The organism is Candidatus Binatia bacterium, assembly GCA_035631035.1.
GTDB lineage: Bacteria > Eisenbacteria > RBG-16-71-46 > SZUA-252 > SZUA-252 > DASQJL01.
In genome coordinates this window covers 1-16022 of the sequence record DASQJL010000029.1, presented here as the reverse complement: position 1 = coordinate 16022, position 16022 = coordinate 1, and the positions used below count along the sequence as shown (strand labels likewise).

11 protein-coding genes are annotated in these 16022 nt (G+C 69.7%); 4 read left to right on the top strand and 7 right to left on the bottom strand.

Translation table 11 applies throughout. The annotated features are described in order from the left end of the window. The 3 genes from VE326_02820 to VE326_02810 all read left to right on the top strand — a co-directional run. Positions 1–535: 4Fe-4S dicluster domain-containing protein (locus VE326_02820; protein ID HYJ32128.1), on the top strand; the 535-nt coding region annotated here is incomplete at its 5' end. Further along, the gene (locus VE326_02815) at positions 532–1917 is read left to right on the top strand and encodes a hypothetical protein (protein HYJ32127.1); all 1386 of its coding nucleotides are present in this window, start codon (positions 532–534) and stop codon (positions 1915–1917) included. The genes VE326_02820 and VE326_02815, both read left to right, overlap by 4 nt. Continuing rightward, positions 1914–2924 (top strand): thiamine pyrophosphate-dependent enzyme, encoded by a 1011-nt coding sequence (locus tag VE326_02810; GenBank protein ID HYJ32126.1) that lies wholly within the window; start codon positions 1914–1916, stop codon positions 2922–2924. Before VE326_02815 ends, VE326_02810 begins: the two co-directional genes overlap by 4 nt. A gap of 129 nt (positions 2925–3053) precedes the next feature. On the opposite strand, the gene VE326_02805 is transcribed toward VE326_02810, so the two are convergent. From VE326_02805 to VE326_02775, 7 genes are all read right to left on the bottom strand, one after another. Beyond that, entirely contained in the window at positions 3054–4223 is a 1170-nt protein-coding gene (locus VE326_02805) for a SpoIID/LytB domain-containing protein (GenBank protein ID HYJ32125.1), read from the bottom strand. A gap of 241 nt (positions 4224–4464) precedes the next feature. Beyond that, entirely contained in the window at positions 4465–5688 is a 1224-nt protein-coding gene (locus VE326_02800; protein HYJ32124.1) for an anhydro-N-acetylmuramic acid kinase, read from the bottom strand. After that, positions 5685–6500, bottom strand: coding sequence for a carbohydrate ABC transporter permease (locus VE326_02795; protein HYJ32123.1), 816 nt, complete (start codon positions 6498–6500; stop codon positions 5685–5687). Before VE326_02795 ends, VE326_02800 begins: the two co-directional genes overlap by 4 nt. After that, positions 6497–7357 (bottom strand): sugar ABC transporter permease, encoded by an 861-nt coding sequence (locus tag VE326_02790; GenBank protein ID HYJ32122.1) that lies wholly within the window; start codon positions 7355–7357, stop codon positions 6497–6499. The genes VE326_02795 and VE326_02790 overlap by 4 nt, the downstream gene beginning before the upstream one ends. Before the next feature lie 38 nt (positions 7358–7395). Then, the gene (locus tag VE326_02785; GenBank protein ID HYJ32121.1) at positions 7396–8607 is read right to left on the bottom strand and encodes an extracellular solute-binding protein; all 1212 of its coding nucleotides are present in this window, start codon (positions 8605–8607) and stop codon (positions 7396–7398) included. A gap of 65 nt (positions 8608–8672) precedes the next feature. Further along, a complete protein-coding gene (gene murQ / locus VE326_02780) occupies positions 8673–9572 on the bottom strand; it encodes an N-acetylmuramic acid 6-phosphate etherase (GenBank protein HYJ32120.1) in 900 nt (299 codons plus the stop codon). 77 nt (positions 9573–9649) lie between these two features. Further along, complete coding sequence (locus VE326_02775; protein HYJ32119.1) at positions 9650–13897, bottom strand: C25 family cysteine peptidase; 4248 nt, start codon at positions 13895–13897, stop codon at positions 9650–9652. A 156-nt stretch (positions 13898–14053) separates the two neighbouring features. Between VE326_02775 and VE326_02770 the strand changes: the two genes are divergently transcribed. After that, a partial coding sequence (locus VE326_02770) for an alkaline phosphatase family protein (protein ID HYJ32118.1) occupies positions 14054–16022 on the top strand: 1969 nt, incomplete at its 3' end.

Genomic DNA, 16022 nt, shown 5'->3' with positions numbered 1-16022 from the left:
CAACGTCTCGATCTACGTCGCCGTCGCGCACGCGATCGGGGGCTTCGAGGAGGCGGCGATCGTCGAGTCCTTCCTCCAGACCCTGAAGAAGCGCCACGTGCCCGACTCGGTGGTGGAGCGGAACCGAGGCGCGCTCCGCGCCTCCCTGGACGCCGTGCGCGAGGGAGTCTTCGAGGAGGAAAACAGCACGCGCCGCACCGCGGCTCCCTGGATGGGCTACGGCTACCTGCCCGTCGGCGCGCAGACGGCGCTCCGCCTCTCGGCCGCGAACCAGACCGCCAACTACGCGCCGAGCGGGCTGCGCCTCCGCTTCGACGATCCCAAGACGCTGTGCAACGGCTGCGCCCACTGCATCACGAACTGCCCCGAGGGCATCATCCGCTTCGTGCCCGATGCGGAGCGCGGGCTGCTCGTGACCGGCGTGGACGTGAGCACCTTCTGCAAGCTGTGCGGCGAGTGCATCGCCGTCTGCCCCGAGCACCTCTTCCTGGAAGTCCCCTACGAGGAGCCGTGGATGGAGGTGATCTCCTCATGAGCAAGGTCGTGGAGAAGAACGGAGCCAAGACCGCGGAGAAGAGCGCGGGCAAGGCATTCGAGAAGAACGGGTCCTCGCTGACCCACTGCGCGACCCCGTCCGGGGAGATCTACCCCGACGCGATCGACCTGGCCAAGGTGCGCGCCGCGCACCATGCGCTCTACACCAAGCGCGAGACGATCACCGCCGACGGCAACACCGCCGCCGCGATCGCGGCGCTCCAGATGTGGCGGGCCATCCTCTTCGCGGGGTTCCCGATCACGCCGTCGACCAAGTGGATCGAGACCGTGGCCTCGCGCGTCGCGGCCGACGTGGGCGGAAAGAAGCGCGTGAAGCTGCTGGAGGCGGAGCACGCCGTAGCCGACTACCTGGTCGGCGCCGCGGCCGCATGCCGCGACCTCATCTTCCCCACCGCGACGAGCAGCGTGGGGCTGGACCACATGACCGAGACCACGCGCTCCCTGGGAGCGAGCGGGCTCGGGAACGTGATGCTCGTGAACGTCTATCGCGCGACGGCGAACTTCCCGCTCTGCATCGAGGGGGATCCCAGCGACACGCTGGCGCATCGCGACGACGGCTTCATCCAGCTCGCCTGCCGCGGGAAGCAGCAGATCTACGACACGATGATCCAGGCACCCTGCCTGGGCATGCAGCCCGACATCATGACGCCGACCATGCCCGGCTACTACGGCATCAAGGACAGCCATCGGAACGCGCGCCTCATCGTCGAGCCGGACGCGGAGATCCACTCCTTCCAGGACCACTGGATCCGGAGCTGCCCGCTGCCCGGCCTGTTGAACGGCGATTCGGCGTTCGGGAACTGCGTCACGTCCCGCCATTTCCAGGGCTTCAAGGTGGCGCAGCGGCGCCGCATGGACCGCGTGATCGACATCCTTCCGATCATCGGGGCCGATTTCGAGCGCAAGTTCGGACGCCCGGGCCTCGCCTACTACGACGCGGTCGGGTTCCAGAACGGCACGCCGCCCGACATCGCGGTGGTGAGCATGGGCCCCGACTTCGGCACGTTCGAGGCGATCCGCGAGGAGTACCAGCGGCTGGCCTGGACGCGCGTCGCGGGACTGGCCATCCGGCTGCTGACGCCCTTCCCGCGCGAGGCGGTTCGCGCGCGGCTCGCGGGGGCCAAGGTCGTGCTGGTCGTCAACCAGGCGCACCACCATGGGCGCGGGCATCTCACGCTGGACGTCGCCGACGCGCTCTCGGGCATCGAGAACCCGCCTCAGATCGTGAGCGTGTTCACCGGGCTGGGCGGCGCGGACGTCTCGGAGTCGACCTGGGAGCGGATGCTGGATCACGCGCGATCGGCGCTGGACGGCAAGACCCTGCCGCCGGTCGCCTTCTTCCACGAAGGGACGCAGCTATGAGCGGGTTCAAGGAAATCGCGCTGCGCGAATCGTGCTTCCGCCCCGGCTCGACGCTCTGCCCCGGGTGCATGGAGTCGATCGCGCTCCAGAACGTCGGACGCGTCTCGGACAACGGCCTGAAGACGGTCTTCACGCTGGGCACGTCGTGCGCCGAAGTCTCCAGCCTGGCCTTCCCGAACGTGGTCGCCTGGGGACGCGGCGACACGCCGCCCGACGACTTCCACAAATCGTTCGGCATCATCCACAACGTCTTCGAGAGCGCGCCCACGCTGGCCGAGGCCGCGCGCGACGTGGCCGATCTCCTGGCGGACCACGGCGCGTTCACGCACCCGGTCCAGGTGATCGCCGCGAGCGGCGACGGCGGCGCCTTCGCCATCGGGCTCCGCTCGTTCCTGCACACGATCTACCGGCGCAGCCGCGTCACGTTGATGGTGCTCGTGAATGAGATCTTCGCGAACACGGGCTTCCAATACAGCCCGGCTACGACCCCTTTCGCGGAGACCAGCACGACACCGGTGGGGGAGGCCTCCTTGGGCAACCCGAGGCCTCCCCTCGACTACATCCACCTGGCCATCGCCGCGGGCGCCGGGCTGGTGGCGCAGGTGAGCCCCGCGCACCCCAAGCTCTTCGTGAAGACGATGGAGCGAGCGCTGGCGTGCAAGGAAACCGCCGTCATCTTCGTCCCCGCCCCCTGCATCAGCGGGTGGAAGTTCGAGGATGGGGAGACCGTCCGGCTCGCCACGCTGGGCGCGCAGTGCGGCGTCTTCCCCGTCTTCGTGTGGGAAAAGGGCGCCGGCGGATCGGTGAAGGATTGTCCTCAGGAGGTCGCGGAGCGCCCCGCCGTCGAGGAGTTCCTCGGCGGACAGCGGCGGTTCCACCACCTGGTTCAGAAAGGACCCGACGGACGGTTCGTCCCGCGGCCCGGACGCGAGGCCGATGTGCAGAGGATGCGCGAGTGGACGCAATCGAACGTGGACCGGTTGTACAGCCTGAGCACGCTGCACTAGAAGCGGGGATCGAGCGATTAACATCTAACTAAACTTGCGCCAGCGCAAGTTGCGGTAAAGCGGCGCGGCACCGGTCGGGCGGCGATCCTTGGGGGAAGGACGTCGTTGCCGGTAGCCGCGCCGCCTCTATTACAAGTGTGCGAGCTGGGTGTCCTTGTAATAGTGCCGCAAGATCTCGCGATAGTTCTTCCCCGCGCGGGCCATGCCCATGGCGCCCCACTGGCACATCCCGATGCCGTGTCCGTTCCCGCCGCCCGACGCGATCACCTTGAGGGGCGCGCCGTCCGCCGCGCGCTGGATGCCGATCTTGAAGAAGGAGCTGCGCAGGATCGCCTCGGTGCCGGGCCGGCGCAGCGCCCAGCGCGTGCGGTCGCCGTGGACCACGCAGTCCCCTTCCGTCGTCTCCACCACCAGCAGGGCGACGCGCCCGCTGCGCGAGCGCTGCTCGATGCGCACGTCCAGCAATTGCCCGTCGAGCGCGGCCACCGAGGCGCCTTCGGCCGGAGCGTATTTCCGGAGCGTCGCCACGAATTGATCCACCGGCCACTCCTCGCGCCAGCGGTAGTTCGCCGACAGGGAGCAGTATCCGGTGAGGTTATCGTCCTCGGCGTCGCGTACGCTTCGGAGGTACGGCGTCCAGGGCCAGGGCCACACGTCTTCGACGTTCGAGGTACGGCCGCCGCACGCCGAGGAATAGAGCGCGCGGATCGGCACCCCGTCCGAAAGGAGGATCTCGCCGCGCGTCTCCTCCACAGCGCGGCTGCCTTGAGCGTTCTCGCGCGCGGTGCCGCCGTAGACCTGGTCCTCCACGGTGGCCCAGAGATCGAAGCCGAGATCGGCGCGCCGCCCCAGATAGGAGAGCGTGTAGGTGCGAGCGGCCACGGCCTGCGCCTTGACCGCTTCGAAGTCGGTCGCGGGCGGATTCCCGATCTCCTCGGGGAGCACGCCGCGCAGATAGTCTTCGAGCGGCGCCTCATTGACCAGGGTCAGCCCGTTGGACGCGCCGTCGGCGCCGGCCGGCGTGGCATACACGCGGAACGTGCCGCGGTACCAGCGCCCGCTCCATCCACAGTAGCCGCGCTCGGGAACGAGCAGGAGGGTGTCGTCCGGATCGGTGCTCGCGAGGGCGTCGCCGCCGTCGCGCCTCGTCACGTCGATCGAGCCGTTCTTCTGGCGGATCCGGAGCATCTCGCCTGGCACCGCATGGGCGAGCTCGTTGCCGTCGAGGGTCTCCAGCTTCCAGGCGCTCGATCCCGCAAGGAGCAGCTCCGGCGCGCCGACCTTGAGGCCGATGCGCACCGTGCTCCGGGTGCGCCACTCGTCGCTGACGGGAGGAGGCGCGGGGGGCCCGCCCCCGGGGACGCCCTGTGGGAGGCTGGCGGGTGGCGCGGGTGGGCGTGTCGCGACGGGCTCGCGAGGCGTCGTCCGGGCCGGCGTCGGCGCGGGTTCCTCGCGCGGGCGATTCGCGGCGCAACCCGAGGCGAGCGCGACGGCCAGTGCCGCGGCCAGCGCCCGAAGCCCTCGGGAGCGGCGGCCCGCGCTATCGCCTGGGAATGGGAGCCAGCGTGATGCTGCCAAGCACGACCTCCTTCCGGGCGCCGGTCGCGGCCGGGACGTTGCCCGGCCGACCCGCCAGGCTCTCCGCGGCCAGAAAGGCGAACGCCATCGCCTCCTTGGCCTCGGAGGGGACGCCGAATTCGTCGGTGGTTCGAACGGCGCTCTTCGGAAGGCGGGAGCGGATCGCGTCGAGCAGCGCCGCGTTCTTCGCCCCGCCCCCGGACACGATCACCTCGTCCGGAGCGCCGGATCCCGACTGCTCGATCCCGCCCGCGACGCCGGCCGCCGTGATCTCGACCGCGGTGCGCAGCCGGTCCTCCAGCGACCGGCCCTCGGTCCGCTTCAGGAACCGCTCCCGGAATTCGGCGCCGAACTCCTCGCGCCCAGCGCTCTTCGGCGGCTTCCTCGCGAAGAAGGGATGCGCGAGAAACTCGGCGAGCACGGCCTCATCCACGCGGCCGCGGGCCGCGAGGGCGCCCCCGCCATCGTATCCCGGCCCGTCCGGGCGCAGCGCGGCCACGAGGCCGTCCAGGAGCATGTTCCCCGGCCCGCAGTCGAACGCCGTGATGGCCCCGATCGGAGACGCCGCGGGAATGCGCGTGAGGTTCGCGATCCCGCCCAGGTTCAGGAGCACGCGGTCGGCGGTGCCGGACCCGAACTGGTTGTAGTCGAACCGCGGCACCAGCGGGGCGCCCTCGCCCCCTTCGAGCACGTCGGCCATCCGGAAGTTCGATACGACGGGCGCGCCCAGCGCGTGCGCGACGACCGCGGCCTCGCCGATCTGCGTCGTGAGCGGTCGCCCCGAGCGCTCGCCGCGCGGGTCGTGGAATACGGTCTGGCCGTGGAAGCCGATCACGTCGGGGGGCTCGTTCCACCCCGCCGCCGCGTGCGCCTGGCGGGCCACGTCGGCGCCCGCCTCGCCCAGGGCGACTGCCAGGGCGAACAGCCGCCGCATCGGAAGGTCGCCCTCCTGGGCGAGGAGGATCTCGGCACGGAGCGCGCTCTCGAACGGCACCGACCGGAGCGCGACGAGCTTCGTGGCGCGTCGCGGCGCGTCGCCTCCCTCGATGAGAACGGCGGCCGCGTCCATGCCGTCGGCCGACGTGCCGCTCATGAGACCGATCGCGCGGACCGTGCCGGCGGTCGTCGTCGACTTCCCGATCAGAGCGGGCTCCGGCCGCCACGCCCCGCGCTTCGGTGCGGTCATCGCCCGCTCCCCTGCAGCACGCCCTCGACGATCTGCCGCTGGAAGAGCGCGAACGCGATCAGCACCGGAAGCGTGGCGATCGTCGAGCCCGCGAGCAGGGCGCCCCAGTCCACCGAGTACTCCGACTGGGCGAACAGGGCCAGCCCCACCGGCAGCGTCCGCATCGACTCGGACGTGGTGAGCACCAGCGGCTGGTAGAAGGCGTTCCAGGTCGTGAGGAAGCCGTTCACGCCGACGACCGCGAGCCCGGGACCGGAGAGGGGCAGCACGATGCGGCGGAAGATCGCCCCGGCCGAGAGTCCGTCGGTGCGCGCGGCGTCCTCCAGCTCGGAGGACATCGTCTGATAGTAGTGCGCCATGAAGAGGACGCCGAAGGGATCGGCCAGATGCGGCAGGATCAGCGCGGCGTAGGTGTCCATCAGGCCCAGCTTGGCCATCAAGAGATAGAGCGGCACCAGCGTGACCTGCCGCGGCAGCACCAGGAACGCGGTCGCGAGCGCGAGCGTGACGTTCTTCCCCAGGAAGCGGCGGCGCGCCAGAGCGTGGCCCGCCGAGGCGGCGAGGAGGAGCTGGAACGGCAGGGCGACGCACGAGACGACGATGGAGTTGATTGCGAATCGTCCCATCGGGCCGCCGGCCGCGAGCGCGCGGTAGTGATCCAGGGTGAACGGTCGTCCCCACCAGTCGGAGGGAGCGACCGGGAGGTCGCCTCCCTGCCCCAGCGACACCCGGGCCATGTAGAGAAGGGGGGCGAACGAGAGGAGCGCGACCGCCGAGAGGATCAGATAGGAACCGACCGGACGACGCCTCATGCCGGACGCCGGTCGCCGAGAACGCGCCGCTGCACCAGCAGCACCATCCCCACCAAGGCGAGCAGGAGGTACGCGATGGCCGACGCATAGCCCATCTCGAAGTGATAGAACGCGCGCTCGTACAGGTGATAGACGAGGGTCAGGGTGCTCTCGAGCGGTCCGCCGCGCGTGAGCACGAAGACCTCGGTGAAGATCTGGAAGGAGCGGATCGTGTTGAGCAGCACGACGAATAGCAGCACCGGACGCAGATGCGGGAACACGATTCGCCGCTCCACGTCCCAGGCGGAGAGCCCCTCGAGACGCGCGGCCTCGAGCTGCTCGGGCGGGAGCGTCTTCCGCCCGGCGAGGATCAGGATGGCGTAGTAGCCGACGCTTCCCCAGATATCCATGAGCATGATGGAGGGAAGGGCCGTGCGCACGTCCTGCAGCCAGTGCACGCGCGCCAGTCCCGACGCCGCCAGCCAGCCGTTCAACAGCCCGTCCTCGGCGTAGAGCGACTTGAATACGAGCGCGATGACCACCATCGAGACGGTCGCGGGAAAGAAGATCGCCGCGCGGAAGAAGCCCTGGCCGCGGCGGATCGTCGCGAGCTGGCCCGCGACGAGATAGGCCAGCGTGAGGGTCACCGGAATCGTCCCGACCACGAAGATCACGGTGGTGCGGAGCGCATGCCAGAAGGAAGCCGACGTGAGCGCGCGGGCGTAGTTGGAGAAGCCCACGAAGTGGGTGAGATCGGGGCGCAGCGGATTCATCTGCTGGAACGAGAGAACGAGCGCGTAGAGGAGCGGAACGAGGCCGAAGACGAGGAACGCGAGCCCCCAGGGGAGGAGCCCGATCGAGGGGCGGTCCCCCCTCACGCCCCGCAGCGCCCCGGGCGCGGCCGGCGGCGCCCCGATCACGGCTTGGGCCCGGCCAGCACCTGCGCGATCTTCGCGTCCCCCTCGGCCAGCGCGGCTTCGGGGGTCTTGGTCCCGTAGATCGCCTGCTCCAGCTCGGCGTTCACGATCTCCTCGATCTCGACCCAGCGCGGATGGAGCGGCGGCGAGACGGCCGTGTGGAGCTGTTCCAGGAACAGGCGGTCCATGGGATGGGTCGTGAAGTAGGAGTCGGCCGCCGCAGCCGTGGCCGCGGGGAAAGCGTTTCCGGTCGCGACGTAGAGCGGCATGGCGTTCCGGGGCTCGACCAGGAACCGTGCGAGCCGCAGCGCCTCGGCGCGATGCTTCGACCCGCGGAAGATTCCGAGCACCTCGGCGCCCGCGAAGGACGCGGACTTCCCGCGGCCGGCCGCCGGCCGCGGCATCAGCGCGACCTGGACGTGCGCCTCGGGCGCGGTCTTGGCCAGCGTGCGCAACAGCCACGGCCCGGAGATCACGATCCCGAGGCGTCCCCTGGCGAAAGCCTGTTCGTGCATCTCCTGGCGATCCAGGAGCGAGTAGGGTTTCAGCGAGAGATAGAACTTCAGCGCTTCGAGATTCTGCGGCGAGTTGAAGACCGACCGCGTGAGCGTCGAATCGAGGATGCCGCCGCCGTTCCCCCAGGCGAAGGGCATGAACTTCTTGATGAGGATCTCCCGTTCGCCCGAGTTCATGCCGAAGCCTTTTGCGTCGGGTACTCTCTGCGTGATCCGCCGCGAGTCTTCCAGCAGTTCGGCCCAGGTCGCGGGAGGCTTCGAGGGGTCGAGGCCCGCTTTCCGGAAGAGGTCCTCGTCGATGTAGAGCGCGCGCGTGCCCAACATCCAGGGGATCGCGAACGCGCGGCCGTGGTAGGAGACGGCATCCCAGCCGACCAGGTCGGCGCGCAGGTCCGGGATCGAATCGGTCAGGTCGACGAGGGTGCTGTCCGCGACCAATCCGGGGATGAACGTCGAGCCCAGCTCGCACAGGTCGGGCGGGCGCCCCGCCGCGATCGCCGCCACGATCTTCTCGCGGCCGCTCTGCCAGGTGAGCTGCTCCACCTGGAGGTCCACGCCGGGGTTCTCGGCGCGGTAGCGGTCCAGGATCGGCTGGATCGTCGCGAGGGGAGAGAACTGCCAGAAGACGACGGTCTGCTTACCGGAACCAGGCTTGCCGCAGCCCGCGCCGCAGGCAACCACGAGCGTCAGAGCCACGAACGCAGCGGCCACGTGGTGGACGGCGCGCACCGGCTTCCGGCGGACATCCGTCCGCCGGGACATTACTGTTCGATGGCCTGGCGCACCCATCCCTGGGCCCTCTTCAAGCGCCGCTCCGCCTCGGAGCGGCCGACCTTGGCGCGTCGCATGACGATCGCCACCTTGAGCGAGCCCCCCGCCTGCTTCAGCGCGGGCTCCGCGTCCTCGTAGCGCGCGCCGGTCGCGTGCATGAAGACGCGCTTGGTGCGCTCCTCCAGCTTCCGGCTCGCGGTCTTGAGATCGACCATGAGATTTTCATAGACCTTCCCCATCCGCACCATCGTCGCGGTGGAGAGCATGTTCAGCACCAGCTTCTGCGCGGTGCCCGCCTTCATGCGCGTCGAGCCGGTCACGACCTCGGGACCCACGCGCGGCGCGATCACCACGTCCACGTCGAAGCGGACGTCGGACGATGGATTCGCGGTCACCACGATGGTCGCGGCCCCGACCTTCCGCCCGTATTCGACGGCGCCGATCGCGTAGGGCGTCCGGCGGCTCGCCATGATCCCGACCACCACGTCCTTCGCCCCGACGCGCTTCTTCTTGAGCGCGACCACCGCGGCGCCCGCGTCATCCTCCGCGCCCTCGACGGAGCGCACCAGCGCGCGACGGCCGCCCGCGATGATCCCCTGCACCAGGGACCGGGGCGTGCCGAACGTGGGCGGGCATTCGGCCGCGTCGAGCACCCCGAGGCGCCCGCTGGTCCCGGCGCCGACGTAGAAGAGGCGGCCTCCCCGCTCCAGGCGCTCCACGATGAGGTCCACCGCGCGGGCGATCCGGGGGATCTCGCGGCCCACGGCGAGCGGCACGCGCCGGTCCTCGGCGTTCATGAGCCGCAGCGTCTGCGCGGTGGTCAGGCGGTCGAGGCGGCGCGAGCGCGGATTCCGCTGCTCGGTGACCAGCTTGGAGAGCTCGCGGAAGATGGCCTTGCCGCTCCGGCGATCCGCTCCCCGCGCCAAGCGCCCCGCTCCGCCCCGGCGGTCCCCGTTCCGGCGGTCGGTCACCGGGCCCGGATCATCCGGCCGTCGCGCGTCACCGTCTTCCCGCTGGAGTCGGTGGCGCGGAGGCGATAGAGGTAGACGCCCTGCGCGGTCTCGTGCGCGCGCGAGTCGCGCCCGTCCCAGCAGAAGACGTTGAAGCCGGCCTGCCCCGGAAGATCGATCGAGGCGACGCGGCGTCCCGCGACGGTGAAGAGCTGCAGCTCGACCTTCCGGGCCGCCGCGCTCAGCTCGTACTGGAAAATCGAGCCGCCGCACCCCGTCCCCTGCATCCGCGGGTCCACCACGGCGACGCCGCGGAGCGTGAACTCGCTGGTGGTCTGGAACGTGCGGTGCTCGAACCCCTGCGTCCCCACGAAGAGCTGGATCGTGTGCGTCCCCGAGAAGAGATCCGACGCGACGAACTCCAGCGCCCACTGGCGCCCGGGCCCGTCCAGCTTCGTGATCGTGGCCGCCACCGGGATGCCGTCGATCCGCAGGCTCACCGAGTCGCTGGTCAGGGGGATCGGCGCGATCACCTCGCCCCGCAGCGTGGAGCCGCTCTGGACGAAGACGCCGTTCACGATGTCGACGCCGTTGGCGAGATAGCGCACGGGCGTGCGCACCTGCATGGTGAAGGTCCGGCTGCGCCCGTTGACATCGATGGCGCGGATCTGGAGATCGTAATTGCCCACGCGCGGCCGGACGCTGCCGGTCAGGGTGGCGACGCGGCTCGAGTCGCCGAACGTGACCGCGTAGCTCGCCGGGTCGAGCGGCTTCACGACGTTGGTGACGATGTCCTGCTCCGTCACGTAGACCGAGTCGATCCCCACCTCGTCGCGCAGATTCGCCACGAGCGCGAGGCTGTCGGTCGGCGAGTCGGTCGTGAGGGCCGCGTTGTCCGCGAACGGCGTCCCGCCGATCGTCACGTCGGCCACCCGCGGGGGCAGAGCGTCCATGCGCAGCATGGGGTCGGCGAAGAGATGGATCGTGCGGTTCATCACCGTCTGCGCGTTCGCCTCCGAATTGCCCGTCAGGCCGTTCCGCACCTGCGCCTGCAGCATCACCTCGCCCAGGATCCAGCGCGCCTGTGGCGGCTCGCCCGGCGGAGGCGGCGGCGCGGGGGGCGTCTCGTAGAAGGCGCGCGCGACGAAGTCGTTGTAGACGGTGTTCGTCTGGAGGAACTCGAGCGCCGTGCTGCCCAGCGAGCCGATCGAGCCCCGACTGGGCATCGTGAGCCACTGCTCCCCGAGCGCGTCGAGGGTGTCGACCGCGGTCGGAAGGGCCCGCGTCATGAAGGGACCGTCCGCGAACTGATTCGTATGACATCCCCAGACCATGGCGTACCAGGGGCGCCCCACGTTCTGGATCCGATCGGGCGTGCCGCGTGACGCCGGAGCGAACTGCGACGTACCGTTCGTCAGCACCGTCTCGTGCGAAATGAGGTAACGGTTGGCGTGGGTCTCCATGTTGAAGATCAGGGCGCCCTGATTCATCTCATCGATCAGCACATCGGACACGTTCCCCAGCGAGTTCACGACCGCCAGGACGGCCGCGAAGCTCTTGCATCCACCCGACGCCGGAACCACATCGGTGAAGGGCTTGAGGTCGACCGCGACGTTCGCGATGTCCACCCCGCCCGGGCTGGAGACGGTGATGTCGGCCATGTCCTGGCTGCCCTGCTTGAAAAGGACCTCTTGAGGGCTGAAGCAGTAGGGCTGCGCCGCGTTGATCCCCGTCGAGTACTCGTCATCCGAGTAGAGGATCTGCCGCCCGCGCCAGGAATCCGTCGGCTGGAACGTCTCGTAGGCGATCGTCTTGTCCACCACCGACTGCAGCTCGCCCCCATCGCTCGCCGGGATCCGGGTCAGCGCCACGCTGGGCACGAAGTCGCTCGGACCCGGCTCGATCGCGGCGAGATTGAACGCGTAATAGGTATCCTGCGCGACCAGCTCGCGCCCATAGTTGTCCGGAATGGTCGAGAACTTGAGATAGGTCGGCACCCAGTCGAAGCTGGCGTCGGCCAGGTGGCCCCGGTAATCGAGGCTCCCGTCGCCCATGAGGACGACGTGCAGGGGCTGGGGCGTCCAGGCCAGCCAGGCGTGGCGCAGGTAGCGCCGGATGGCGCGCGCGGACTTGATCCCGCCGTTGAACTCATCGTAGACGTCCGCAATGTCCGCCTCTTCGACCACGTACCCTTGCGCTCTCCGGAAATCGGCCAGCTGGTCGGCCTGCGCGCGGAACGCCTGAGGCAGGATGAAGATCGATCGCGCGGCGTCGCTCGCGCCGAATGCCCCGGGCTGCCGCAGATTGGAAGCCGCGTCGGCGACGACCGCGCTTCCCGTCAGCGCCGTTTCGGATCCGGGCACGAGGGCCACGAAGCGCCGCTCTCCGGAGCTCGCATCGGTACGGAACAACGCCTCCCACACCCCGGGAGAGGTCTGGCTGACGACGACCCCGGTCACCGAGTCCGGCGCGGCCGGGTCGGTGACGTCGTACACCTCGACGTTGGATGCCGTGAACCCACCCACCCGGATCTCGGTCAGCCCCGTCGAGCCCCCGCTGTTGAACGCGAGGTAGTTGCTTCGCGCCCGGTACAGCCGGTTGTAGGTGGCTTCGATCACGTCGAGGAAGGCGAAGCTGCCGTCGAGAAGCGGTCCGCCCGGGGTACCCCGGCGCTGGCCGATGTGCTGGTACGAGTTGGTTCCGCCGATGTGCGTGCCGGGGATCGTGAAGCCGGTATCCAGCACCCACACGTCCTGGTCGACGAACTCGAACCCGGCGGCCAGCGTATCGGTCACCGTTCCCCGGAAGAAGACGTCCAGGTGATGGGTGACTCCCGTGACGCCCTTCCCCTGGTACCGGGCCCGGATCCGGAACGGCTGCGAAGGGTCGGGGTCGACGAAGGGAATGCCCTGGCTGAACTGATCTCCGTCCTCGCCGTCGGTCCAGAAGAGGTACTCGATCGCCTCGGGCTTGGCCGCGAAGGGGTCGTAGTAGGCCGCCATCTTCGCGAAGTGATCCTCTTCCAGCCGGATCACGTTCCGGAAGGAGGTGGGCGTCGCCGCGGCTCCGGCCATGTCCCCGGCGATCGGAGCGGGACGCGGCCCCTGCGTGTTGTCCCACGTGAGCCAGTACACGTTCACGTCGGAGTAGCGGAGCTCGATGTTGCCCGCACCGACGCGATCGCGAAGACTTCGCGCGTAGAACGTGATCGCGTCGCCCGCGTCGAAGGTTCCGTTCCCATTGTTGTCCCGCCCGACGACGGGGATCGGCGTGGCGGTCGGGGCGTCGGCCGCGTCGTCGTATCCACGCTCTTCGACGCGCAGGTTCGCGATCGCGATTCCCGAAGGGAAGCCGCCCGCCGCGAGGGATGCGTAGGAGACCGAGACCCAGCCGGAACTCGTCACCGACAGCTTCCACTCCGGATTCCCGGCAAGCTTGGCCCCGGCGGCGCGCGAGCCGCCCGGCGGCGCAACCCCCAGCGACCCTGCCCGCGGCGGACGCCTCGGAAACGCGCGGGCGGCCTCGTAGTTCTGCACCAGCCCGTGCTGCACGCGATCCCACGCGCGCGCCTGGGCGCCGGGGCGCGTGGCGGGCCGCGCCGCCAGCTCGCGATCGCTCGCGGGGACGAAGTCCACGCGAAGGGTCATCCTGCCGAGCATGCGGTAGGCGCCTGCCTTCGGATCCCATCGGACCGGATGGACGTTGATCGGCGCGACCCACCACGAGCCGACGAGCGCGCCCACGCCCAGCGCGGCGGGCTCGACGGGATAGACGCCGGCGCTCTGGTACACGGCCGGATCGGGGTCGGTCGTCAGCTCGGAGACAGGTCCCTTGTCGGGCGTGTCGGAGAGAAATTTCTGGCGCGCGACGGGAAGGGGCGAGAGGCCGCGGCGATCGGACCACGCCTCCGACGTCACGCGCAGGCGCGGGCTCATGCCGTCGGGGACGGCGACGTACAGGGAGAGGGTCGGGAGCGCGGGCTTGCCAGGCGTCTCGAGGACGACGGCGCCGGGCAGCGTGACGCGCTCGTACTGGGCGCCGCCGACGTTCACGCTGTCGAACCGCGCGGCATTCGGCACCACGTCGAACGTGGCGCCGCGGGCGTCCTGCGCCACGGTCCGCACGGCCTGGCCGGAGCCGCCGTTCGAAGCCGCGACCGCCCGCGGCGGGCACAGCGAGGCCGTGGCGAACACGATTCCGAGCGCGAGGCCGGCGGATAGGACGCGGATGGGCTTGGACCCTCGAGGGCCGGGAATGGAGCGCACGGGCGTTTCCGCAGTATAGGAACCCGCGGCGAGGGGGGTCAAGGCGCTTCGGCCCACGGGGTTGCCGCGCGCCCGGTTTGACACTCCGCGAAGCCGGGTGCTAGGCTTCGCGCTACCACCTTGCTCCCGTCCGGAAACAATCCGAGGCTTCGAACGATGCGATTCCCGGGGTTCGTCGCGCCCCTGGCCCTCCTTGCGACCGCCACCCTCATCGGGATCACGCTTTCGGACACCCCCACCCCGGCCCAGACCCACGAGCGCGTCTACATCCTGGGGTTCGACGGAATGGACCCGGACGTGGCGGACCGGCTGATCGCCCAAGGGAAGCTCCCTAATCTGGCGTGGATGAAGCAGCACGGCGCCATGCGGCGCCTGGAGACCACCAATCCGGCGCAGTCCCCCGTGGCGTGGTCGTCCTTTTCGACGGGCATGAATCCGGGGAAGACCCGGATCTACGACTTCCTGCGCCGGAACCCGGCGACCTACTACCCCGATTTCTCCACCGTGACGGTGCAGCGCGGCAGGTTCGCGATGGGCTTCCTGCCCACGAGGGCGCCCCGGATCATCAACAACCGCCAGGGAACGACGTTCTGGAAGATCGCCTCGGAGCACGGCGTGAAGACCGTGGTGCTGGAGGCGCCGATCGACTTCCCCCCGGAGGAGCTACAGAATGGGGTACTCCTGTCGGGGCTTGGGGTTCCGGACATTCGCGGGACCATGGGCACCTTCTCCTACTTCGCCACCGACGCCGTGAATGCCGGCGACACCGAGATGGGCGGCAAGGTGGACCGGATCCGCGTGGACGCCACGGGAAGGGCCCGCTCCGTGGTGCACGGGCCCCGCAATCCCTTCGCCCAGCGCGACGCGGAAGGCCGCATCCCCGACCTGATGATCCCGGTCGAATTCCAGCGCGTGCGCGGCACCAACGCGGTGCGGATCTCGCTGCAGGGGCAGGTGCGCACGGTGCGGCAGGGCGAGTGGAGCGACTGGTACAAGATCCGGTTCACGATCGCTCCGATGGTCGCCGTGAACGGCATCGGCCGCTTCCACGTGATGGAAGCCTCGCCCGAGCTGCGCGTCTATCTCTCGCCAATCAACTTCGACCCCCGCCGGCCGCCGGTGCCGGTCTCCAAGCCGAACAACTACAGCGCCGACGCCGCCCGCCGCCTGGGACTCTTCAAGACGCTCGGCTGGCCCGAGGACACCTGGGCCCTGAACGAGGAGAAGATCGACGAGAAGGTCTTCATGGAGGACGTGAACTACTCGTTCAGCCGCCAGCGCGCGCTGGTGATCGACGCCATGGACCGGCTCGATCCCGACCTCTTCGTCACCGTGTTCCAGGCCACCGACAAGGTGTCGCACATGATGTGGCGGCTGATCGATCCGAAGCACCCGATGTACAACCGGCGCCTCGCCGCGGAGTACGGCGGCTCGATCGACCGCACGTACATGCGCTGCGATTCCCTGGTCGGGCTCTTCCTCCGCCGCGCGCAGCGGCAGAACGGCCGCGCGACGGTGCTCGTCGTCTCCGACCACGGCTTCTCGTCCTTCCGGCGCGCCGTGAACATCAACACCTGGCTCGTTCGGAACGGCTACATGACCCTGTCGCGCCAGGACCCCGTGCGCGACCGGAATCTCGAAGACCTCTTCGGCCGCGGCACCTTCTGGCCCAACGTGGACTGGTCGAAGACGCGCGCGTACGCGCTCGCGCTGGGCCAGATCTACGTGAACTTGAAGGGGCGGGAGAGCCGCGGGGTCGTCGCGCCGGGGGCGGAGTACGATGCGCTGAAGCGGGAGCTGGTCGAGAAGTTCGGCGCCCTGCGCGACCCCGACACCGGCGAGCGCGTGGTGCGCCGCGTCTATTCGCGCGAGGACCTCTACAAGGGCCCCTATTTCGCCGAGGCGCCCGACCTGGTGGTGGGGTTCGAAGAGGGCTACCGCGTCTCCTGGCAGACCTCGCTCGGGGGCATCCCGCCCGACATCATCGAGCCGAACGAGCGCCGCTGGAGCGCCGACCACTGCTCGGTCGATCCCGCCACCGTGGAGGGGGTGTTCTTCTCGAGCCGCCCCGTCGACTCCCAGGCGCCGCGCATCGACGACGTCGCCCCCTCGGTGCTCGCCAAGT

Coding starts and splice junctions, on each gene's coding strand:
- VE326_02800 (HYJ32124.1), bottom strand. CDS start 5,688: ATGACCGCACCGAAGCGCGGGGCGTGGCGGCCGGAGCCCGCTCTGATC.
- VE326_02815 (HYJ32127.1), top strand. CDS start 532: ATGAGCAAGGTCGTGGAGAAGAACGGAGCCAAGACCGCGGAGAAGAGC.
- VE326_02810 (HYJ32126.1), top strand. CDS start 1,914: ATGAGCGGGTTCAAGGAAATCGCGCTGCGCGAATCGTGCTTCCGCCCC.
- VE326_02795 (HYJ32123.1), bottom strand. CDS start 6,500: ATGAGGCGTCGTCCGGTCGGTTCCTATCTGATCCTCTCGGCGGTCGCG.